We start from the raw sequence: 23786 nt of genomic DNA on the forward strand, positions 1-23786 counted from the left end.
TACAATGTCCCCCCACGTCGCAACGCGGGGCAATCCCCCCTCATACGAGCCCTACCCCCTCCAACCAGCCGGCCGGGGTCAACGCCCGGCCCTGAACTCGTTGGGCGTACTCCCTACGACCCGTTTGAACATACGACTCATGTGCTGAGGATACTGAAACCCCAGGCTGTAGGCAATCTCGCTCATCGACTTCGAGGTCGAGAGCAACAACTCTTTAGCCCGGTTGATGAGTTTGTTTTGGATATGTTCCGAAACGGTGATACCCGTTTGCTTACGAATCATATCGCCAAAATAGTTGGGCGAGAGAAATACCTTCTCGGCAAAATACTTCACCGTAGGCAAGCCAATCTCCTGGGGAGCATTGCTGTCGAAATACTCGTCGAGCAATCGCTCAAACCGCACGATGATATCTTTGTTGGGAAGTTCGCGGGTAGTAAACTGCCGCTCGTAGAAACGCATGCAGTAGTCGAGCAACAGCCCTATATTGGCCGTGATAAGGCGGCGGCTATGTTTGTCGATAGGGTGTCGCAGCTCTTCTTCAATCTTTTTGAAGCAATCCATGATGGTGTCGCGCTCGGTCTCGGAAAGGTGCAACGCTTCGCGTGTCTCGTAGGAGAAAAACGAATACTTCTTGATCTCCTGCCCAAGGGTAGTACCCCGAATAAAATCGGGGTGAAATAGAACTCCATGTGCCATGGGGCGAACATCTTGCGACATTTCCACCTCGGCCACCTGTCCGGGAGCAAAACAGACGATGGTACCCTCGCTATAATCATAGGGTTGACGGCCATAAGTAATATCACCACACTTGGTCTCCTTCAGGTACAGGGCATAGACCCCATAAGTGATTTTAAGCCTATCGGGCCACTGGGTAGCCTTCGACAAATCGATTACCGACACCATGGGATGCAAAGTCTCCAGCCCGAAAATCTTGTTATACTTATCTACACTATCCAATCTTATCAGCTCGTCCATATCACAAAAATTAATTGTTCAGGCAAATATACTATTTCTGTTTCGAATTTTCCAGGTACCTGTCACGCTATCTGTGATTGGGGTACAAATATCTGTAAATGATATACAACTGTCCCCTATCGGGCCTGGCTATCTTTGCATCGATTCAACTGGAACACGACCTGCAAAGCCTCCAAACCCCAATTCGGGTAGAAACATCTGTAATTCATATACAGGATGAGCCGAAGCTGTTGAATAACTTTGTAACCGTAAAAAATCGATAACTCACCAAACAGTAATATCATATGAAAAACAAAATTATCTTTGCGCTTGTCGCATTATGGGTATTAAATAGTACAGTAATTATGGCACAAGAAAAAGTTAAACAAACGGCTGGACGCGACCAGCTGGGAGAGTTTGCTCCCAAATTCGCGGAACTCAACGACGATGTTCTCTTTGGTGAAGTGTGGAGCCGGACCGACCGTCTGGGCCTGCGCGACCGCAGCCTGGTAACCATCACCTCGCTCATCAGCCAAGGCATTACCGACAGTTCGCTTACCTATCATCTGCAAACGGCCAAACAGAACGGGATTACCCGCACCGAGATTGCCGAAATCATTACTCACATCAGTTTCTATGCCGGATGGCCAAAAGCCTGGGCCGCCTTCCGTCTGGCCAAAGAGGTTTGGGCCGACGAGACTACCGGCAACGATGCCAAAGCCGCCTTCCAACGGGAGATGATTTTCCCCATCGGCGAGCCCAACACCGCTTATGCCCGGTATTTCATAGGGAACAGCTATCTCGCCCCTATCTCTCGCGAGCAGGTATCGGTCTCGAATGTCACCTTCGAACCCCGATGTCGCAACAACTGGCATATTCACCACGCAACCCAGGGTGGCGGACAGATGCTCATCGGTGTAGCCGGCCGAGGCTGGTATCAGGAAGAGGGTAAACCGGCTGTCGAGATTCTGCCCGGTACGGTCATCCACATCCCGGCCAACGTCAAGCACTGGCATGGTGCCGCAGCCGACAGTTGGTTTGCACACCTGGCCTTTGAGGTCCCTGGCGAGAATACCTCGAACGAATGGCTCGAACCCGTTACCGACGAAGAGTATAACAAACTGAAATAAAACAATTCACCAACAGCCTAAACAAGAACAATGGAAACAAAATTAAGATTTAACAGATATGTGCCTACCCAAATATTATTTGGTGCAGGAATGCTCAACAAATTGAGCGAACAACCCATGCCGGGGAAAAAGGCTTTAATCATCATCTCCAACGGCAAATCGACTCGCGCCAACGGTTATCTGGCCCGCACCGAAGAGCAATTGCAAAAGGCCGGTGTTGAAACAATGGTCTTCGATGGCGTATCGCCCAACCCCACAGTGAGCAATGTAAATGACGGGGCCCAAGTTGCCCGCGAAAACAAATGTGATTTTCTGGTAGCCCTGGGTGGAGGCAGCGTGATGGATTGCGCCAAAGCCATTGCTCTGATGGCTACCAACGACGGTGATTTGTGGGACTATGTGGCCGTGGGGTCGGGCAAGGCATTACCTATCGCCCACACTCCGCTGCCCATCATCGCCATTACAACAACGGCCGGCACGGGATCTGAGACCGACAACGCCGGGGTCATCACCAAAGAAGACACCTACGAAAAAGCCTTTATCGGTGATTCAAGCCTTTATCCCAAACTGGCCATTGTCGATCCCGAACTGATGCTGAGTGTACCGGCCGGATTCACGGCCTTCCAGGGGTTCGATGCCCTGTTCCACAGCATCGAAGGCTATATTGCCAAAGGGGCTAACCTGATGAGCGACATGTATGCCTTGACGGCCATCGAAGAACTGGCCCAATATCTACCTCGTGCCGTAAAAGATGGCAACGACCTGGAGGCCCGCACGCATGTTGCCTTTGCCAACACCTTGTCGGGGGTAGTCATGTGCCTCACGCTACTCACCAGCGAGCACGGCATGGAGCATGCCCTCTCGGCCTATCACCCCAACCTGCCTCACGGTGCCGGCCTGATCATGATCAGCCGGGCCTACTATGCCTACTTTGTGCATAATCACGCCTGCGACGAGCGCTTCGTCCGCATGGCCCGCGCCCTGGGTATGCCCGAGGCCAACAAACCCGAAGACTTCCTCACCGCCCTTACCCGCTTGCAAGAGGCTTGCGGCGTGGCCGACCTGAAGATGTCGGACTATGGTATCGCCCGCAACGAAGCCGAAAAATTCATGCACAACGCCCGGGAGGTCATGGGCATCATGTTTACCAGCGACCGCATTGCGATGAGCGACGCCGATATCGTAGCCATCTATGAAGAGTCGTGGCGATAACCGCATCGACTGCATGTCATAACAATGAAGAGGCTGTGCCACGAGTGGATTTTTCTCGGCACAGTCTCTTTTATTCTTTTCGACTTCACGGTCTTTATCGATATCTATAATACTCTTTCGAAAGGGCTACCCATGACGACGACATAATCATTTGTCCCCTACCCGGCATTGCCACATCAACCTCCAATACCCGCTTACTTATGGGTAAATCGGTAATCGGGGTAGATAAACCGAGGATTTATATACCATCTTCCCAAACCGTGTTCCCTACCTTTGTCTCGAGAGAATACCGGGGCTCATCCCGTGATTTCCCGGGGAACGATACATGAGACAAGATTATGTATCGAAACCTATAATCTTGCTGTTGGAGAAATGAAACCATTGAGTGTAAAGACAATTGCACGATGTAACAAGTTGCTATCGGCCCAAACGCCCAATCCACTGGTGAGCCTGATAAGATTGACCGACACGGTCGATCTTCTGGACATACACCAGTTTGAATTCTATACCGTGTGGCTGAAAGAGTGGAACGGATGTTGCCCCTCGGCCTTCGGATGGAAAACATGCGACTTCAACGATGGTGCGCTCATTTCACTCCCCCCCGAAAAGCCCATTGATCAAGAGCTGTGGAAGTGCGAAAGCTGCCAGCCACAAGGTCGCTTGCTCTGTTTTCACCCCTCGGTCTTCGACCCGCTGAAAACGAGTAAGCATTACAGCAGTTACTCCTTTTTCAAATACCGTTCCAGCGAGTGCCTGCACCTCTCGCAACGAGAACGACTTGCTCTGGAACACGAGATGAACGGAATCGAAGAGGAACTCTATTGGGGTATCGACGAGTACAGCTACACGATTTTGGCCGACCGTATCAGGTTACTGCTCGATTATGTGTCGCGCTTTTATCATCGGCAGTTTATCTTGCGACACGATACCCACCTAAAGATCGTGGACTACACCGATCGGTGGCTCGACAATTTTTTCATTGCAGGTAAAGCACGATATCGGGAGTTGCCTACTGCCGGGACTTTTGCCCGGCAGTTTGACTGCTCGCCCGACTATTTCAACGACCTGCTGCGCCATGAAACCGGGAAGGACACAACCGACTATGTGAAATTCAAGCAGATAGCCATTGCCGAGAATTGGCTGAGACAGAGCAACAAAAGCGTAAAAGAGGTAGCCGAAACATTGGGATTTCCTTCGGGCCAAGCCTTTTGCACACTCTTTAAGAGACTCAAGGGGCATGCTCCCGAAGAGATTACATCCCGTCTGAAATTCAAGCACATAGATTTGGCAAACTGACTCATACCGTATGAAGGCGAGACGAAATGGAATTGAGATTGTTTTCCCTCCATAAAGAAACAGAACTACACCCTGTAAATACCCTCGTATCTCCCCCATAGCCCAAGGCCAGAAAACACACCTTCCAATCCAAGCACGCACAACCGTCGCCCCGCTACAAATTCGACCCAATACACCCCAATACACAGAAAAAACAAGTAGCGTTAAAATTTGTAGCAAAATATTTTTGTTGTTTGCACGAATCCTATATTTTTGCATAATGTTTTATGCCGGTTTACCAAACGGGTCACGAAGCCGGATGTGGAAACAATTATATAAATATCATATACTTATTTATCTATGAAAAGAGTTTATACTTTTGGCAACGGTAAAGCAGAAGGCCGTGCCGACATGAAAAACCTGCTGGGTGGCAAAGGCGCCAACTTGGCAGAGATGAATCTCATCGGTGTTCCTGTACCCCCGGGATTCACCATCACCACCGAGGTTTGTACCACATATACACAACAAGGGCGTGAAGCCGTAGTCAAAGAGATTCAAAGCGACGTAGAACAAGCCATTGCACACATCGAGAGCCTCACCGGCACGAAATTTGGCGATGCTACCAACCCGCTGTTGGTATCGGTTCGCTCGGGTGCCCGCGTCTCCATGCCGGGTATGATGGATACCGTGCTCAACCTGGGTATGAACGACGAGGCCGTAGAAGCCATAGCCAAGAAATCGGGCAACCCCCGTTTCGCCTGGGACTCCTACCGCCGTTTCGTACAAATGTATGGCGACGTAGTACTGGGCATGAAACCCAAGACCAAAGAAGATATCGACCCCTTTGAAGAGGTAATGGACAAAGTGAAAGAGGCCAAAGGCATCAAGAGCGATACCGAGCTGCAGGTCGAAGACCTCAAGGAGCTGGTACACCTCTTCAAAGCCGCTGTAAAAGAGAACACCGGAAAAGACTTCCCCACCTCGCCCTGGGAGCAACTGTGGGGTGCCATCTGCGCCGTATTCGACAGCTGGATGAACGAACGCGCCATCCTCTACCGCCGCATGAACCAGATTCCCGAAGAGTGGGGTACTGCCGTAAACGTGCAAGCCATGGTATTCGGTAACATGGGCAACACATCGGCCACCGGTGTAGCCTTCACCCGCGACGCCGCTACCGGCGAAGACATCTTCAACGGCGAATACCTCATCAATGCACAAGGCGAAGACGTGGTTGCCGGTGTGCGCACACCCCAACAGATCACCCTCGAAGGTTCACGCCGCTGGGCTGCCCTGCAAGGCATCAGCGAAGAGGAGCGCGCCAGCAAATACCCCTCGCTCGAAGAGTCGATGCCCGAGTGCGCCAAAGCCCTCATCGAGACCCAACAAAAACTCGAAGACTACTTCAAAGATATGCAAGACCTCGAGTTTACCATCCAGGATGGCAAACTGTGGTTGCTCCAAACCCGTAACGGCAAACGCACCGGTGCCGCCATGGTAAAAATTGCCATGGACATGCTGCGTGCCGGTATCATCGACGAAAAGACCGCATTGAAACGTATGGAGGCTCAAAAACTCGACGAGCTGCTCCACCCCGTATTCGACAAAGACGCCGTAAAACGCGTGAAAGTCGTTGCCAAAGGTCTGCCTGCATCGCCGGGTGCCGCCACCGGTCAAATCGTATTCTTTGCCGACGATGCCGAAGCATGGGCCGAGAAACGCAAAAAAGTAATCATGGTACGTATCGAGACCTCACCCGAAGACCTGCGCGGTATGAACGTGGCACAAGGTATCCTCACCGCCCGCGGTGGTATGACCTCGCACGCTGCCGTAGTTGCCCGTGGTATGGGTAAATGCTGCGTATCGGGTGCCGGCGAAATCAAAGTCGATTACAAGGCCCGCACCGTAGAGATGGGTGGCAAGGTTTACAAAGAAGGCGACTGGATCTCGTTGAACGGTTCGACCGGCGAAGTATATGACGGACAGGTTCCCACGGTCGATGCCGACATGAGCGGCGACTTCGCAGCCATCATGAACCTCGCCGAAAAATATACCAAGGTCGATGTACGCACCAACGCCGATACCCCGCGCGACGCTGCCGTAGCCCGCAAGTTCGGTGCCAAAGGTATCGGTCTGTGCCGTACCGAGCACATGTTCTTCGAAGGCGACCGCATCAAAGCCATGCGCGAAATGATTCTGTCGAAAGACGAAGAAGGCCGTCGTCACGCACTCGACAAACTGTTGCCTATGCAACGCGGCGATTTCGAAGGTATCTTCGAAGCCATGGACGGTCTGGGCGTAACGATCCGTCTGCTCGATCCCCCCTTGCACGAGTTCGTACCCCATCAACTCGCTACCCAGAAAGAACTGGCCGAAGAGATGGGCATGAGCATCGAAGAGGTAAAACTCGCCTGCGACTCCCTGGCCGAATTTAACCCCATGCTGGGTCACCGCGGTTGCCGTCTGGGTTGCACCTATCCCGAGATTACCGAGATGCAGGCCCGCGCCATCATCGAAGCAGCTCTCAACGTGAAAGCCCGCGGTATCGACGTTCACCCCGAAATCATGGTACCCCTGGTAGGCGTGGTTGAAGAGTTGAGAATGCAGGCCGAAGTCATCAACCGCGTAGCCGCTCAAGTATTCGAAGAGCGTGGCGACACGGTAGCCTACAAAGTAGGTACGATGATCGAGGTACCCCGCGCCGCCATTACGGCCGACCAGATTGCCGAAGTAGCCGACTTCTTCTCGTTCGGTACGAACGACTTGACGCAGATGACCTTTGGTTACTCGCGCGACGATGCCGGCAAGTTCCTCAAGATCTACAAAGAGAAAGGAATCCTCAAAACCGATCCGTTCGAAGTACTCGACCAAAAAGGTGTGGGCCAACTCGTTCGCATGGGTGTAGAGAAAGGCCGTTCGACCAAACCGACCCTCAAGGTAGGTATCTGCGGCGAGCACGGTGGCGAACCCTCGTCGGTTAAGTTCTGCGCCAAACTGGGCATGAACTACGTATCGTGCAGCCCCTACCGCGTGCCCATCGCCCGCGTAGCTGCGGCGCAGGCTGCCATCGAAGATTAAGCGATCAAATTCTATCCTTAATAAAAAAGCCATGCCGGTGCCGGCATGGCTCTTTCTATATCTGACAGGCGATGTACAAAGGATTTTCCCAAACCCGAGGTATTCCCAGATACCGCGTCGCAGCGCGGTATGACAAACGAGTCACCCCGCACCCCGATGCGGGGTCCACAAAGAAGGAACAAGAAAGTCACTAAAATTTCACACCTAACGGGCAAAAGATTATGAAGCTTTTCACTATTTTTGTAGAAGATAGGATGCGGCTCGGTAGAGAGATAAATCTTCGGTTTCTTGGTCCAAACAGGGAAACAAAATAGAACATCCACTAAAACACAGATACGATGAAAAAATTGAGTTCTCTTCTCCTCGGTCTATTGATGGCCATTGTGTGGTCGGCTCAAGCTGCCGGTCCTAAATATGTGTTCTACTTTATTGGCGACGGCATGGGCGTAAACCAGGTCAATGCCACCGAGTTGTTTTATGGCGAACTGGCTGGAGTGAGAGGCCCCGAGCTGTTGCTCTTCTCGCAGTTCCCCTACTCGACCTTTGTCAATACCAGTTCGGCCAATCGGGGTGTCACCGACTCGGCTGCTGCCGGTACAGCCTTGGCATGTGGCGAAAAAGCCAACAACAATACGGTGGGTGTCGATGCCGACAGCACCGTCATATACAGTATCGCCACAGCGGCCCATCAGAAGGGGATTCCCGTGGGTATCGTGACCAGTGGAGAAATCGACGATGCTACGCCGGCAGCTTTCTTTGCACACCAAATTGACCGCTATGCCCGCTACAAAGTAGGTCTCGACATGCTCTCGGCCGGATTTACGTTTTACGCCGGTAACCGCTTTACCCAACCAGCTCCCCAAGGAGAGGAGTCGCTCTATGATCTGCTGCCTAAAAACGGATATACGCTGGCTGTCGGATGTGACGAGTATGACCTCAAGGCCAACCAAGCCGACAAGATGGTGCTGTTTCCCAAGCAAAGCATACCCTATGCCATTGACCGCAAACCGGGCGACATGAGCCTGGCCGACCTCACACGCTGCGCCATCGATTTCCTGCAACGCAAGGGCGACGGCTTCTTTCTGATGATTGAGGGAGCCAAAATCGATTGGGCCGGACATGTGTGCGACGGAGCTACCGACTTGCGGGAGGTGAAAGACCTGGAGGAGTCGGTACGGCTCGCTTATGACTTTTACCGAGCTCACCCCGACGAGACGCTTATCGTTGTCACGGCCGACCACGAAACCGGAGGTGTGGTATTGGGTACCGGCGAGTATGCTCTCAACCTGCAGGCATTGCAATACCAGACGATGAGTGGAACAACCTTTACCCAACAAATTGCTTCGTGGCGCAAATCGGGTACCCGAGTATCGTGGCCGACCATGCAGGAGGCTCTGTCGCAAGCCTTCGGATTCTGGACCCACTTGACTCTATCGCCACAGCAAGAGGAACGACTCAAGCAGGTCTATCACGAGACGATTGCCGATGCGGAGGGAAATCTGGTCAAATCGCTCTACGAAGAGAATGAACCCATAGTCGAAACAGCCAAACAGATTATCAACGAGATAGCCCTGATCAAATGGGCCGTCGGTTCTCATACGGCCGGTTATGTACCCCTCTATGCCATAGGAGTAGGTGCCGAGAACTTTGCTCACCGGCTCGACAATACCGAAATACCTCGCCTCATCGCCCGAATTGCCGAATATAAATAATCATCTAATAAACAAACGATTAAAAAGGCGAGAAGGCCTTCGATGTAAGATTTTTTTAGAAAAACATTGTAAAATAAAAACAAAGGATATAACTTTGCCGCTTGTAATCGGTTTGCTTCTATCGGTTCGATGGGGCAATGAAAAGGGAATCGGGTGCAAATCCCGAACAGGCCCGCTGCTGTGAAGTTTCATAGAAGTTCAGACAAATGCTGCATTGCCACTAATCGAAATCCCGATTGGGAAGGCGTCTGGACCGAAACAAGTCAGAAGACCTGCCGATTGCAGTAAAAACAGACGTTGCTCTCTCCGTGGATCGAGAGGCCGGTCAAGAAAAGATTATCGAAAAAAGAGACTTTTTACCAATGAAAAAGGGATGAGAATCGGTGACGACTCTGTCCCGCCATTAAGTATTTAACTCAAAAATAGAAGAATCATGGCAAGAAAAATTCCTTTCAGTGTAGATATAACGGGAAGTTTCGTTTACTCCGAACCCCTTGTCGAAGCTCGCAAACTGTATCACGACGGCGTGTGGAGCTCGGCCAAACTGCACGAAATCGAAGATAAGGAGATTTTCCGCATCGTGGAAAAGTGCAAAGAGATAGGCTTGAAATGCGTAACCGACGGCGATTACAAATCGAGCAACTACCTCGACTTCTTCCACCACCTCGAGAATATCTCGAAACAAGAGGCTACCACCCCCGATGAGGTAAAAGAATCGGTTATCTCGGGTAAAATCGGGTTCGACAACTCCTACCCCTCGACCCCCAAGGTGACTCAACGTTTCACCTACCTGACGGGTATCATAGGCGGCGACATGTATGCCAAGGTTCTGCTCCCCTCGCCCACCACACTGCTGGCCGAGCTGCTCCGCCCCGAGAACCGCTACAACACCGGGCGTTACTACCCCGACATGGATCTGCTCGTGCACGACATCGCCCAAACCTACCAAACGGTTATCAGCGAATTCTACGACATGGGATGCCGATTCCTCCAACTGAGCGACTATGCGTGGAACCTGGCCGGCGACAGCGACATTGAGCAAGTGGCTCAGGCTGCCCACATCGACCTGCTTTCGCTCGTGGCCACATCGGCCCAACTTACCGAGGCCTGTTTGGCTCAAAAGCCCGACGACATGTGCATCTCACTGCAATTCCACGACAAATGGTGGAGCATAGGCGACAAAGAGAAGACGGCCGAACTGCTGCTCTCGACTCGTGCCGATGCCATCGCCTTTGACTTTGGCAACCGCGAGAACGAAAACATAGACTTCTCGATGCTCAACTACTGCCAAGGGAAAGATGTGATTCTGGGTCTCGTATCAACCTCGAGTCTGCAACCCATATCGTCGAGCAATATCACGTTCCACATCGAGAATGCAGCCCGCCTCATCCCGCTCGAATCACTTCACTTGAGCAGCCAGGGCGATTTCAGAGACAACCAGGGCAACAGTGTCATCTCGGAACAGATGATGTGGAGCAAGATTGTCGCTATGAAGAATATTGCAAAAACCGTGTGGGGCGAATAAACGTTATACCACCACGATACCTCATATAGCTTTAACCGATTAGCCGATGTGGCCGTGCTGTATCGACTATCGGTTTTTGTCTTATGATTTCTATGAAAGAAGAAAGGAGGCGGTTCGGCATAGTCAAACGTCGAAATCTTCGCTTTCCGTTTACCTCTACGCTCACCTTTCGCTATCTTTCCAGAAGAAAGGAGGCGGTTCGGCATAGTCAAACGTTGAAATCTTCGCTTTCCGTTTGCCTCTACGCTCACCTTTCTGTATCTTTGCACGCTGAAAAATTGGTCAATACTACAAACAAGTGAACAACGTACACGAAGAACTGAAAGCTGTATCGCAATTCCTCACGGAGTATGCTACCTGCCTGATGGCGTCGGGCGTACACACCTCGCGAATTGTACGCAACACCGCCCGCATAGCCGAATCGTTTGGCTTCGAAGCCCACATGACCCTCTTCCACAAAACCATCAACATGACCCTGCGGAGCAAAGACAACGCTCACGTATATAGTACGGTAAGTGCGGCTAAATCGGGGGCCATCAATTTTGAATTCAACTCCGAACTGAGCGCACTCAGTTGGGAAGCTTACGACAACCACCTCTCGCTCGACACGCTGTGGGAGAAATACAAGACTATCACCGGCAAACCCCGGATGAACGAGTGGAAAGTGTGGATACTGGTTGGTTTTGCCAATGCCTCTTTCTGCCGTCTGTTCAACGGCGACTGGATTGCCGTAGCCGCCGTATTTGTAGCGACCCTTGTGGGATTCCGCCTCAAACAGATTTTGGGCAAACACCACATCAACCACTACTTCGTATTCACCATATCGGCATTCGTTGCCTCGCTCATTGCCTCGATAACCATGTGGCAACAATGGGGTACCACCCCCGATATCGCCATCGGTGCCAGCGTACTCTACCTCATACCGGGAGTACCCTTGATCAACGGCATCATCGATATTATCGAGGGCCATGTGCTGGCCGGTACCGCCCGGCTCATCAACGCCCTGTTGCTGATTGTCTGCATCGCCTTCGGTATGGCTATTACACTTTTAATGATGGGAGGAAAACTGTTATGATCAACTGGCAAATTGTAGGATCGGTTGTTGCCGATGCCATTGGGGCTGCTATTGCAGCCATAGGTTTTGCGGTTATCTCCAACCCACCCCGCCGAGCCATTCTCTATGCCGCACTTTTGGCCGCCGTGGGGCACAGCATACGATTCGTCCTCTTGAAATATGCAGGGCTCGACCTGGCCTCGGCCTCGTTTATCGCAGCCTTTTCAATAGGTATGCTCAGTTTGTGGGCCGGCTATCGCATCTTCTGTCCAGCCACCGTGTTGTACATACCGGCACTGCTCCCCATGATACCGGGAATGTATGCCTATCGCACCGTATTCTCGCTCATCAAGTTTCTGCAAAGCAGTGGCAACGACAACGATGCCATACACTATCTGCTCGAGATTTTCAAGAATGGAATTACCACTGCCTCGGTACTCTTTGCTCTGGGCGTAGGTGCTACCATCCCCATATTCATTTTTTACAAGCGGGCCTTCTCGATGACCCGGACGGCAAACCGCGTAAAAAAGTAGAGCAGAACACCGAAGCTCTTTTGTTATAATTGTATCATACTTAATTAAAATAGTACTTTATTTATCGATATTTACCCCCGTATCTTTGTGGTTAATATTACTCATTATTTAAAACCATGAAGACGGAGATGAAAAGAGAAACACTCAAAGTACTTTGTATCTTATTGATTTCCTGCTTAACTTTCTCGGTTCAGGCAGGAACAAGAATTGTTGTTTTAGGTTCTTCAACAGCTGCGGGAGCCGGAGTAACCGATTCGAATCGGGCGTGGGTAAATCAATACCGGAGCTATCTGCAATCGCTCGACCCCACCAACACAGTAATCAACCTGGCCAAAGGGGGCTACACGACTTGTGCCATTATGCCCACCGGAACCGAACCTTATAATACCGGGAGTCACCTGCTCGAGGTTGATACGGAACGAAACATTACCAAGGCCCTCAGCCTTTCGCCAAATGCCATTATCATCAACATGCCCACCAACGACGTGTCGAACGGTATTTCCGTCGCCACTCAGTTGGAGCATTTCGCCACAATTATCTCTCTGGCCCGAGAGGCCGGTGTTGCCGTGTGGATTACGACCTCGCAACCTCACAACTTTGGAGAGACCTATGACGGGCCTTACAGCGAAGAGCACCAACCCGACTATTGGAAACAGACGGCTCGCGACCAGTTTAAAGAACTTACCGACAGTATTCTGAACCATTACGGCAAATATGCGCTTGACTTCTATACGCCCATTGCCACAACAGATGGCTACAGTTTCATTCGACCCGAATATGACTCGGGCGATGGTGTACACCTGAATGATGCCGCCCATGATATCCTGTTCGACATTGTCAAAAGGGCCGATATCCCGAGCCAGGTAGGAAGTTCGTCGGTCGAAATCTCGACTGTCCCCATCTACATCAACTTCGGGCCTACCGAGGCCGGTATCTCCGGCTGGAACAATGCCAACACTCAAGGCAGTGGCTCTCGATTTGATTTACTGAACGACTCGACAGGAACCGCTACCACCGTCTCTATCGAGTTTACCGTAGGATTTACCCACGCCGCCACCAACGGCAGCAGTTCATCGGTATGGAACATGAACGACATAATATCGACCAGCAACTTCAGCTCCAATGGCGCCGACCCTGTACTGACTATATCGGGACTGAATCCGGCCGCTACCTATACCTTTGAGACCTTTGGCTCACGCGCCGGCGACGGGAACAGAGAGACGACCTATACCTATGTGGGGAAAAACAGCGGCAGTGCCACGCTTGACGCCGCATCAAACACAACGAGTATCGCAACCGTATCGGGCATCTCGCCTACCCAAGAGGGGGTCGTCGTGCTCACCATCGGCAAAAGCGCCAACAATACCTCGGGATTTTCTTACCTCAATGCCATGCGAATTTCCGCCAAGACAGGAAGTTCTCAGCCCGAAACACCCGAAGGGATTGTCAGGGTCGATATCGCCGGAACCCTTTCGTCGCTTCTCCCGGCAACAACCGATACCATCACGACTCTCATTCTGCAAGGCGAGCTCAATGGCTCGGATATTAAAACCATACGAGAACTTCAGGCCTTGAAATACCTCGATATGCAGGCCTGTAAAATCGTAGCTGGTGGCGAGGCCTACCTCAATGGTATGAAAACGGTCGAGAATGTTTTCCCCAAAGAGATGTTTGCCAACAACACCGTTATAGAGACAGTCATCTTACCAAGCAACGCTATCGAGGTGGCCTATCATGCATTCATTGGTTGCAGCGGCCTCAAAAGAGTGGTACTCCCCGAAACCATACGCACTTTTGGCAACGATGCCTTCAGCGGATGTGGCAACCTAGAATCGATTAACATGCCGGCCGAGGCCTCGTCGATGGGTACCGGACTCTTCTGGAACTGCGCCAAATTGACTTCCATAACAATCCCCGAAGGAATCACGACTCTCCCGGGCGGGACCTTCTACGGCTGCACTCAACTGAAGAGTATAACCCTCCCATCTACTCTGGAGAGAATCGATGGCGACTGGACCTTTGCCAGTTGCAACGCCCTGCAATCATTAGTCCTGCCCAAGAATATGCAGTCGATTGCTCCAGCCGTATTCTACAACTGTTGGTCTCTGAACTCGATTGAGTGCCATTCGGTTGTTCCACCTGTCACTACGGCCAACGGGAATGGCGATACTCCTTTTACCGGAGCCTTCAAACCCGAATATTGCACCCTCAAAGTCCCCTTTACCGCACTATCGGAATATCAGGAATCGAGTATTTATGGTTCGATGAATTCCATAGTTCCTTTGACCAGCATTACTGCCGACGGGACCGAAATACACCCCGACAATGCCGATGCCTTGACTATGGCAAAACAGATTGTCATCTCGGGCGCTACCCCCGATGCTTCGGCTTTGGCATCCCTGTGGGCATTGAACGATAGAGTCACCACCATCGACATGCGCGATGTTTCCCTCTACTTCGAGGTACCCACAGTGGCCAATCCCAACTGCTTGATATACGCTCCGGCCTCTTCACAAAGCGACGCCAGCAATGTAATTATCGAGGGCTCGGCCCAACAGATAGCATTAACCGACGGTTACCCCTTCGAGGCTTTACAGGAGTTCCAGGCCCAAACTATTGTCTATACACGCACAATTGATGAGCACCTGAACTCCAATGCCCAAGAGACCAGTGGATGGAGCAGCATCGCCCTCCCCTTTGACGTAGCCTCCATCACGGCACAAAACGGAGCCGGACAACAAGTGGAGTTGAGCGCCTACGACATCGACAACAACTACGACACATCGAAAAACCCCTTCTGGCTTCGGGCTCTTACTCCCGACGGATTTGTTGCCACACAATCAATCGAGGCCAATACACCCTACATCATCTGCTTCCCCAATGACGCCACCTTGGACGACCAGCTCAATCTCACAGGCGAAGTAACCTTCAGCGCCACTGATGTAACAATAGCGGCTACCCCCGTATTCCAGGCCACCGAAGGAAAAGAATTTGATCTCATGCCTACCTACCAAACCATACAAGCCGCCCAAGGCGTATATGCGCTGGATGCACAAGGAAGCTCTTTCGTTAACAACAGCCGAGACATACAACCGTTTGAGTGTTATGCAGTATGCAAGGAGGGTAGCGATACGGCACCCGAATCTTTTGATATCCCGGGCAAATTGCCTACTGCCATCGACCAGCCAGCCACAGAAACTCGCATTTATGCAGCAAATGGCCAACTCATACTCCAGTTGGAAAAAGCTACCTCAATAAAGGTATATCATCTCGACGGTCGGCTCGTGTTCTCTCAAGAAGCCCAAGCCGGAGAAACGATTATCGACGGACTGCCTCAAGGGGTATATATTGTAAACGGACAGAAGATCATTCTATAAATAAATCATCTTATCAATAAATTATCAAAAAGTTAGACCTTATTCCTCTATACCCGGGGCTGTGAAGTTCCGAGTATTTTTATAGACCACAAAGAAAGGCATTGAAAGGCATCGCTACCAAGCCCCAGGCAACACTCTGCATCAACTTTGCATTTCTCTTTCTCCTCCCCTTGCTTCGATCACTTGCTTTGCAAACATTCAACCCATTCACTTCTCGGCTATTCCCACCCTTCTCAACGTATCGCAACTGCGGCTACCAATTCTGCGCCAGATGCCGGCACAACTACACACCCGGCTACCGTTACACCAACAAGGCTCTTCTAAAGAGCCCAACTCCATCATCCACAGGCCATAGATATATCTCATGGTCCCCTTCAAAAAAGCTTCATAACCGAGGCCCCATCATAGTAAAAAAAAATGGAAGTACCAGAAAACCGGTACTCCCATTGTCCACACTATCTATCCGACTAACTAAAAAACAACTACCTTTGTGTGATTAACCACATAGACACCTTTCGGCATGGCCATGCGATGACTTCCACTCGACAGCATACGTGAGAAGAGTTGGCGGCCATCCAAAGCATAAACCGACACCTGCATATCTTTCGACAAATCGATGCAGATATGGCCTTCGGCAGCATAAACTTTCATCTCGTCGGCCGTAGCTTCGTCCACAGCACTTGAAGAAGAGCGGGGAATCAACACCAAATTATCATACAAATACGAAAGCTCGTTTTTCATTAAACGGAGGTACATGGTTTTCACCGATTCGGCCTCATCGGTAATCATCGAGTCGTCGATCTTCAGCTCCACATCGAGCCATTCGCCAGGAGTATAGTCTCCAAAAGCGGCACCTTCAGCACCAGTAGTCTCATCGACAGCATACCCGAATTTAATGTGAGAGCCACCATCGGTTCGCACGCCCAATTCGATACCACCCCATTCAAATCCACTCTCAAGGAAACACAACTGAAACTTGATACCCGAGTAGTCTCGCCAAGTCTTGCCGGCCGGAAGAGCTTCGCTGAAAGTTACCGGCGAACACTCGACTCCATTGACCTGCAACGCTTTGGTCGAAGAGTTGATTCCTGCCGTATAAGGATTCTCTACAACCTCACAGGTGCCGCTCCACGGCATAGCACAACGGGCGGTAGCTCCCAACTCCATAGTCTCGAAAGTAAAAATCGTATTGGGATCGGCTACCTGTTCCTTCTCGATCAGTCTCACATTGTCGATGGCATAGGTAAACTCTTGACGACCGACCTTGATTAACAGGCTCGTGCTGGCATGGTTACTGGCCAAATAGGTTGACAATATGGTTTCGTCGAAGTTGAAATCGAGCGTCATCCAGGTATTGTACGAAGCATCACCCCAGGAATTTTGAGCTACCTGAAATGTTTTCTCCTGCGTATCGTTATCGACCAGCCCCAGTTCATTCCCTACCCAGGTAATATTCTCCGACCCTTCCAGGATGGCAAACTGAACCCGCACGCCGGTATAATCGGCCAATGTCTTGCCCTCGGGCAGAGTTACCGGTATTGCCACATTGGCATATTCGGTACTAATCACCTTCAACGCTTTGGCCGAAGAGTTGTCGCTCGTCGGGCAAGGATTGTCTATCCACTCGGCACTGCCGCCCCATGCGGCATTTGCTCCATTCAGCCCCGACTCAAAATCATTTATCATGTAGGTCTGGGCCTGTACACCGGCTACCAAACAGGCAGCACACAAAAGAGATAATGTTTTTTTCATGTTATCTATCTATTAAAGTTAAACATTGTAATATTCATAAAATTCATGGGCTATCGACATGGGTAAAATTACAGAGAAATAAATAATACATCGACATTATATGCTCAGATTTATTTGTACTATTTTATCCAAGACAAACACTATGTTATCATTTCCAGTACAAGTATCGAAATAGAGCTTAATATCCTGTTATCTAACAATAAGTTTTTCGCTTCCCACAATATAGAATCCTTGAGGCAATGTTATATGGGATGGAGCGTAAGGCAATACCGACACTTTACGAACCAGATTACCCGATACATTCCATACATTTACTTCACAAGATTTACGGCTCCTGAATACAACCATTCGGCCTTGACAAGAGACTTGCAAATTATCGGGACTCTCCGCAACTTGCGACTCGACTGCCGACGAATTGTCATCGGCAACCGTATATTTTTCGAGGACCGACATTTGCGGACGATCAACCGTATAGTTTTGAGTAGGCTGCACCGACAATTTATAATTGCCCCAGCGAGGCCCGGCCGACCAGTAGGTTCCCGACACTCCGTTATCGCGTAAATAGGCCAAAAGATTTTCGAGCGTGACCAACCAGCGAGCGTCATCATCGGGCACACCATATTCGCCCAACAATCCTCGTTTGTTGTAGCGTTTGAGCCACTCTACAAAATACCGGGCCCGCTCCACCCCGGTATCGGGTGCCACTTCATCGGCATCATAGGAATTCAGGTATTGTCCCGAATAATCTTTATCGAAATAGAGATGAGCCTGAAAGATGAGATTGTCTGAGGGATCGACCAGCGTGCGCAGGTTGTCGCTATACTCCACCCAAAAACGGGCCGAACTGAATGAATCACCACTCACAATGATGGGAGTCTCGGTATCGACCTCGCGAATGGCATTGATGACGACTTGGGCTATATCGACCCACGGGGCCGAAGGGAGCATCGAATAAGGTTCGTTCATGATATCGTAACCCCAAATGTTGGTATAGTCTTTGAACTCCCGGGCCAATTTTCGCCACACATCGGCCAAATGTTCGGCCGTCAAAACCGACGACTCCCCAATCAACACATGGGTAGTTCCACCATCAAACGAATATCGGGCAAAGTTGTGCATGTCGAGAATGATTGGCATACCTCTATCCTCGGCTGCCTGCACAAAAGTTTTCATTTTGGCAAGTTCGGTGGCATCGAGTTCACCATTCATAACCCGCTGGATGCGCTCCCAGCGGAAAGGAAAACGAATCAAGTTCAGCCCCTTTTTTTTGAAATAATCCAAATCCTTATAGGTGGGATAGCCATAGTGTGTACCATCGACCCCGGGATAAATGCCACCAAACTCGGCTCCCGACAGATTCACACCAAAACAGTTCTGAGAACTGTCGCCCACATATTCTGTCTTTTCAATCAGTGCTACATTATCGATCAAATAAACAAATTTTTGACGTCCCACTTTTACCAGCAAACTCAAATCTCCGGTATATCCGCCGGCAAACCACGACGACAAAGTGGCTTCATCCAACCAGAAATCGAGTGTCATCCAGGTATTCAAGGCTCCCGTCTGCCACGAAGCAGTTGCCGGCCAGCATTTGTTACCCACCTGATCCTGCAGGCCCAAATCACAACCCACCCAATGAATATTCTCACCACAAGCATCGAGAACGGCCAGTTGCAAGCGTACCCCCATATAATCAGTAAGCGTTTTACCATCGGGCAAAACAAACGGAATAGATGTTGCAGCAAACTCGGTACTGTTTATCTTCAAGACTTTTGCCGAAGAGTTATCGGCAGTTTTCAACGGATTGTCCACCCACTCGCACGAGCCGCCCCATGCATTTGAGGCATTTCCAAAGCCCGATTCAAAGTCATTAATTACCAATATATTATTTGCATTCAGATTACAAACAAAACAGAGACACAAGAATAGCAGCAATTTTTTCATGGCATATTATCGATTATTTTTTGCAAAGGAAGCCGACAACTGCCATCTATGCTACATTTTTATTATCCTATACTGACACTTTCCCAGAGATAGAGATTTGCACATTAACATATTTTACAAGCTCTTCTCCCGTCCCAAGCCACATTTTCACTATCATTGTAACCGATTTCAAATACCTGTCAAAAACAAAACATCAGTTCAAGTTCGACATGAAGAATTTTTCCCTGAAAAGCACTCTTTTACTGGCTTCACTCTCTGGGGCTACTCTCCTGCACGCACAACAACAGCCCAATATCATCCTGTTTCTGGTGGACGATATGGGTTGGCAAGATACATCGGTACCGTTCTATTCCGAGACCACACCCTTGAATAACCGATACCGCACCCCCAATATGGAGCGATTGGCCAGCATGGGCGTGAAATTTACCGAGGCTTATGCCTGCGCTATCTCCTCGCCCACGCGTTGCAGTTTGATGTCGGGTATGAATTCGGCCCGCCATCGGGTAACGAACTGGACACTGAACTACGACCAAAAGACCGATGCCTCGAGCTCTGTAATCGAGCTACCCGACTGGAACTACAACGGCATACAGCCGGCTCACACCACTGAAGCAGCCGACTTGAAGAACTCGACCCTCATCACCTCGTTTCCCCAAATTCTGCACCAGAACGGCTACTACACGATACACTGCGGGAAAGCTCACTTCGGGGCCAAGGGTACATCGGGAGCCAACCCCTCGACCATGGGTTTCGACGTCAACATAGCCGGGGGTGCCAACGGGGCTCCGGGCAGCTATCTGGGAAGCCGCAACTTCGGCCAAGGTTCACCCTTCGAGGTGCTGGGTCTGGAGAAATACTACGGCCAGGATATCTTCCTCACCGAGGCTCTCACGCGCGAGGCCATCGAGGCCATGAAACGCCCCATTGCCGAGAAACGTCCCTTCTATCTTTATATGTCGCACTATGCCGTACACTCGCCCTACGACGATGATGCCCGATTCAGCGACTACTACCGCAACCGATACGACACTCAGCTCAACGCCCCTCTCAACGAAAACGAGGCCCGATATGCAGCTTTGGTCGAAGGGATGGATAAAAGTTTGGGCGACCTGCTCGATTTCCTCGAAAGTCAGCCTACGGTGGCGGCCAATACAATCGTCCTGTTCATGTCGGACAACGGCGGACAGGGCCTGAACAATGCCCGCCAGGGACGTGCCAACCGCGACCAGAACTACCCAGCCCGTGCCGGAAAGGGCTCGGCCTTCATGGGTGGTGTGCGCGAACCGATGATGGTCTATTGGCCCGGCGTGACCCAGGCCGGCAGTGAGTGCGACCAACGGGTGATGATCGAGGATTTCTTTCCCACGATTCTCGAGATGGCCGGTGTTAAAGAGTATTCGACCGTACAAACGATTGACGGCGTAAGTTTTGCCGATGTATTGCGCAACCCTTCGCATCGGTATGAGCGCACCATCGTGTGGCACTTTCCCAACCTGTGGGGCGAAACTCAAAACCGAGAAGAGGGATACGGGGCCTACTCTTCGATTCTGAAAGGCGACTATCACCTCATTTATCATTGGGAGACGCAGCAACGCCGCCTCTACAACGTGCGCGAGGATATTGGCGAGCAGCACGACCTCGCCCTTGAGCAACCCGACGTAGCCGAGGCCCTGGCCCAAGAACTGACCGGCTACCTGAAATCGACCGATGCCCAACGCCCAGCCTATATCGCTACAGGTGAGACCTGTCCCTACCCCGACGGTTCGTGATAAATCACCTGGTGACATGTGATTACATACGATACAATAGAATATCATGAATCCCATAAAAACAGCTTTCAGTCTGATTTTTCTCATTTGCAGTTCAATCCCTGTCTGGAGTCAAACAACGGGAAAAATAATAGATACCGACCAACAGCCGGTGGAGGGTGCGACCATCGTCATGCAACTGCCCGATTCAACCTATCTGGGCGCAGCCATCTCTGCGGCCGACGGTACATTCAGCCTTGAGCCTGTGGCAGACCATTTTCAACTCATTGTCCAGCATCTGTTTTTTCAACCCCGGGTGGTAAAGGGTCAGACGCATGACGCCGGCATCATTGTACTGGAGCCGAAAGAGCATAGCCTGGCCGAAGTGGTCGTCGAGGGAGAACGCCCTTTGGTAACCGTGGAACAGGGTAAACTGAGTTATGATATTTCGGTCATCTCAAAAAAACATATCGTCAACAATGCTTACGAGGCTATCTGCAAGCTGCCGGGGGTACAGGACCGGAACGGCAAGCTGTCACTGATTGGGGCAAAAGATGTGACGGTAATCCTCAACGGCAAGGCAAGTACCCTGACTCAGGAACAACTGATTGAAATGTTGAAGAATACCTCTGCCTCGCAGGTACAGACGGCCGAAGTGATGTATAACACGCCGCCCGAATATCATGTGCGCGGTGCCGCCATCAATATCGTGACGGCCAAGGCTGCCGACAATACGATCCAGAGCGAACTCTCGGCGACTTACAGCAACCAGTATTTCAGCAGTTACAGCGGCAATGTAAACTTTCTGTTGACAAAGGGAAGGTCGTCGCTGAATGTCTCTTACAACCCCGGCTATTCACACATCATGACCGTGATGGATCTGGCCTCCATGCACCAGTATGACGGACAGGTATATGACATCGCACAGCGGCAGAAAATCAACACGAAGGGGTGGAAGCATAACATCTATGCCGAGTATGGCTATCAAATAAACGAGGATAATGCGCTGAGTGTGGGATACAACGGTGCCCTGTCGGGAAACGGCAAGGGGACTATCGATGTGAACGGGAATTTTCAGAACAGCCACAACGACAAGGAGCAGGACAGCTGGCTGCACAATGTCTTTGCCCGCTACTCTTCGGGCTTCGGACTGGACCTCGGCGTGGACTATACGGACTATTCGATGAACGACTATAACCACCTGGAAAGCGAATTGACAGACCATACGCGTCAACTGCTTGACTATACTTCGGACCAGAAGATACGCAAGGTCTCTGTCTATGCCGACCAGAGCCACAGCCTGGTCAACGACTGGACCTTGAAATACGGTGCCCGATATGACTATACCGACAATAGGAACAGCCAGCTCTTCAATCGGGCGGAAGGAAAGGACGATGTGGACAACTCCTCCTCGCGCCTTTATGAGCAGATAGCCAACTTGTATGCCGGCTTCGACAAGGAGTTTGCAAACGGTTTGTACCTTTCGCTCTCGGCAACCGGTGAGTATTACTCCATCGGGAACTATCAAAAATGGTCGCTCTATCCACAGGCCAGTCTCAGCTATTCGCCGTCGGAAAAGCACACCTTCATGCTGGGCGTTTCGTCGGAAAAGGACTACCCCTCTTATTGGGACATGCAGACCAGCACCACCTACATGAATGCCTACGAAGAGATTCAGACTATCGAAGGGCTGCGGCCTGCCAATGTGTATAGCGTGAATGCCAACTACCTCTTCCTGCAGAAGTATATGCTGTCGCTGTTTTATGAGCGCATCGACGATTATTTCACGATGGAGATGTATCAGGCAAAAGACCGTCTGGCCCTTGTGTACCGCACGCAAAACTGGAATTACTACCAGTCCTTCGGCATGAGTGCCAACATTCCGTTCAGCATCGGGAGCTGGCTCTCCTCGCAGGTAAATGCTACCGTGGTCAATGACCGCAACCGCTGTGACCACTTCTGGGATATTCCCTTCGACCGGAATAAATGGGCCTGCATGCTGACCATGCAGAACCACTTCTCGGTAGGTTCCCACCTGGGTTTCGACCTGGATGCGATGTATCGCTCAAGCATGATTTCCGGCATCAGCGATACGAAACCGGTCTTTACAGTCAATGTGGGAGCCCAGTGGAACTTCCTGAAGGATAAAGCCAGCCTGAACCTGAACTGCTCCGACCTGTTCGATACCATGCGCATGAAGGTGAGAAACCGCTATGCCGGGCAGCACATCGACTTGAATATGGGACAATACAGCCGCACGGTTTCCGTAAAACTGGTGTATCGCTTTGGCGGAAGTATCACCAAGGAAAAGAAAGAGGTGGACTCCTCTCGTTTTGGGCATTAGCGGTATCCATGACAAGCTAGCCCAATACTCGGCGCTTGTGTAATTCAAAGAAACTTGGTACTTTCGTAAAAAAAGAGATACATGCATATCAAATTCTTACTATCGACACTGCTCCCCTTTTTAGTCCTGCATGTACAGGCTAAAAATCAAG

Annotated in this window: 15 protein-coding genes and 1 riboswitch; of the genes, 11 read left to right on the top strand and 4 right to left on the bottom strand. The window is 50.8% G+C overall.

The genetic code is table 11. The features are described 5' to 3' along the window. Window positions 1–78: 78 nt before the first annotated feature. The gene (locus B5G10_RS08965; protein WP_087424398.1) at window positions 79–975 is read right to left on the bottom strand and encodes an AraC family transcriptional regulator; all 897 of its coding nucleotides are present in this window, start codon (window positions 973–975) and stop codon (window positions 79–81) included. Between the two features lie 284 nt (window positions 976–1259). Here B5G10_RS08965 and B5G10_RS08970 point away from each other — a divergent pair, with 284 nt between their 5' ends. The 9 genes from B5G10_RS08970 to B5G10_RS09010 all read left to right on the top strand — a co-directional run bounded on the left by B5G10_RS08970 (window position 1260) and on the right by B5G10_RS09010 (window position 15847). After that, window positions 1260–2084 (top strand): carboxymuconolactone decarboxylase family protein, encoded by an 825-nt coding sequence (locus tag B5G10_RS08970; protein WP_087424399.1) that lies wholly within the window; start codon window positions 1260–1262, stop codon window positions 2082–2084. Between the two features lie 30 nt (window positions 2085–2114). Beyond that, complete coding sequence (locus B5G10_RS08975) at window positions 2115–3296, top strand: iron-containing alcohol dehydrogenase (protein WP_087424400.1); 1182 nt, start codon at window positions 2115–2117, stop codon at window positions 3294–3296. Between the two features lie 372 nt (window positions 3297–3668). Further along, window positions 3669–4592, top strand: a complete 924-nt coding sequence (locus B5G10_RS08980; RefSeq protein WP_087424401.1) for an AraC family transcriptional regulator — start codon at window positions 3669–3671, stop codon at window positions 4590–4592. Window positions 4593–4931: 339 nt separating this feature from the next. Further along, window positions 4932–7646 (top strand): pyruvate, phosphate dikinase, encoded by a 2715-nt coding sequence (ppdK, locus tag B5G10_RS08985; protein WP_087424402.1) that lies wholly within the window; start codon window positions 4932–4934, stop codon window positions 7644–7646. 338 nt (window positions 7647–7984) lie between these two features. After that, window positions 7985–9358, top strand: coding sequence for an alkaline phosphatase (locus tag B5G10_RS08990; RefSeq protein ID WP_087424403.1), 1374 nt, complete (start codon window positions 7985–7987; stop codon window positions 9356–9358). Between the two features lie 91 nt (window positions 9359–9449). Then, a riboswitch (cobalamin riboswitch) is annotated at window positions 9450–9653 on the top strand. A 138-nt stretch (window positions 9654–9791) separates the two neighbouring features. Further along, window positions 9792–10883 carry a hypothetical protein gene (locus B5G10_RS12715; protein ID WP_087424404.1) on the top strand — a complete coding sequence of 364 codons (1092 nt, stop codon included), beginning with the start codon at window positions 9792–9794 and terminating at the stop codon, window positions 10881–10883. A 298-nt stretch (window positions 10884–11181) separates the two neighbouring features. After that, on the top strand, window positions 11182–11958 hold the full coding sequence (locus B5G10_RS09000) for a threonine/serine exporter family protein (protein WP_087424405.1): 777 nt from the start codon (window positions 11182–11184) through the stop codon (window positions 11956–11958). Next, window positions 11955–12470 (top strand): threonine/serine exporter family protein, encoded by a 516-nt coding sequence (locus B5G10_RS09005; protein ID WP_087424406.1) that lies wholly within the window; start codon window positions 11955–11957, stop codon window positions 12468–12470. Before B5G10_RS09000 ends, B5G10_RS09005 begins: the two co-directional genes overlap by 4 nt. 128 nt (window positions 12471–12598) lie before the next feature. Then, entirely contained in the window at window positions 12599–15847 is a 3249-nt protein-coding gene (locus B5G10_RS09010) for a leucine-rich repeat protein (RefSeq protein WP_158098805.1), read from the top strand. Between the two features lie 207 nt (window positions 15848–16054). Here the strand turns inward: B5G10_RS09010 and B5G10_RS12720 are convergent, their stop codons facing one another. From B5G10_RS12720 to B5G10_RS09020, 3 genes are all read right to left on the bottom strand, one after another. Next, entirely contained in the window at window positions 16055–16213 is a 159-nt protein-coding gene (locus B5G10_RS12720) for a hypothetical protein (RefSeq protein WP_158098806.1), read from the bottom strand. 105 nt (window positions 16214–16318) lie between these two features. Then, window positions 16319–17599: a DUF6383 domain-containing protein gene (locus B5G10_RS09015; protein WP_143241105.1), complete on the bottom strand. Its 1281-nt coding sequence runs from the start codon at window positions 17597–17599 to the stop codon at window positions 16319–16321. A 189-nt stretch (window positions 17600–17788) separates the two neighbouring features. Beyond that, window positions 17789–19366, bottom strand: coding sequence for a glycoside hydrolase family 5 protein (locus B5G10_RS09020; RefSeq protein WP_241147747.1), 1578 nt, complete (start codon window positions 19364–19366; stop codon window positions 17789–17791). A 386-nt stretch (window positions 19367–19752) separates the two neighbouring features. On the opposite strand from B5G10_RS09020, the gene B5G10_RS09025 reads away from it, so the two are divergent. Together B5G10_RS09025 and B5G10_RS09030 are read left to right on the top strand one after the other, a co-directional pair. Beyond that, on the top strand, window positions 19753–21312 hold the full coding sequence (locus tag B5G10_RS09025) for a sulfatase (RefSeq protein WP_087424409.1): 1560 nt from the start codon (window positions 19753–19755) through the stop codon (window positions 21310–21312). A gap of 46 nt (window positions 21313–21358) precedes the next feature. Next, complete coding sequence (locus B5G10_RS09030; RefSeq protein ID WP_087424410.1) at window positions 21359–23635, top strand: outer membrane beta-barrel family protein; 2277 nt, start codon at window positions 21359–21361, stop codon at window positions 23633–23635. Window positions 23636–23786: the final 151 nt, after the last annotated feature.

The sequence above is a fragment of the Barnesiella sp. An55 genome (assembly GCF_002161555.1).
GTDB lineage: Bacteria > Bacteroidota > Bacteroidia > Bacteroidales > Barnesiellaceae > Barnesiella > Barnesiella merdipullorum.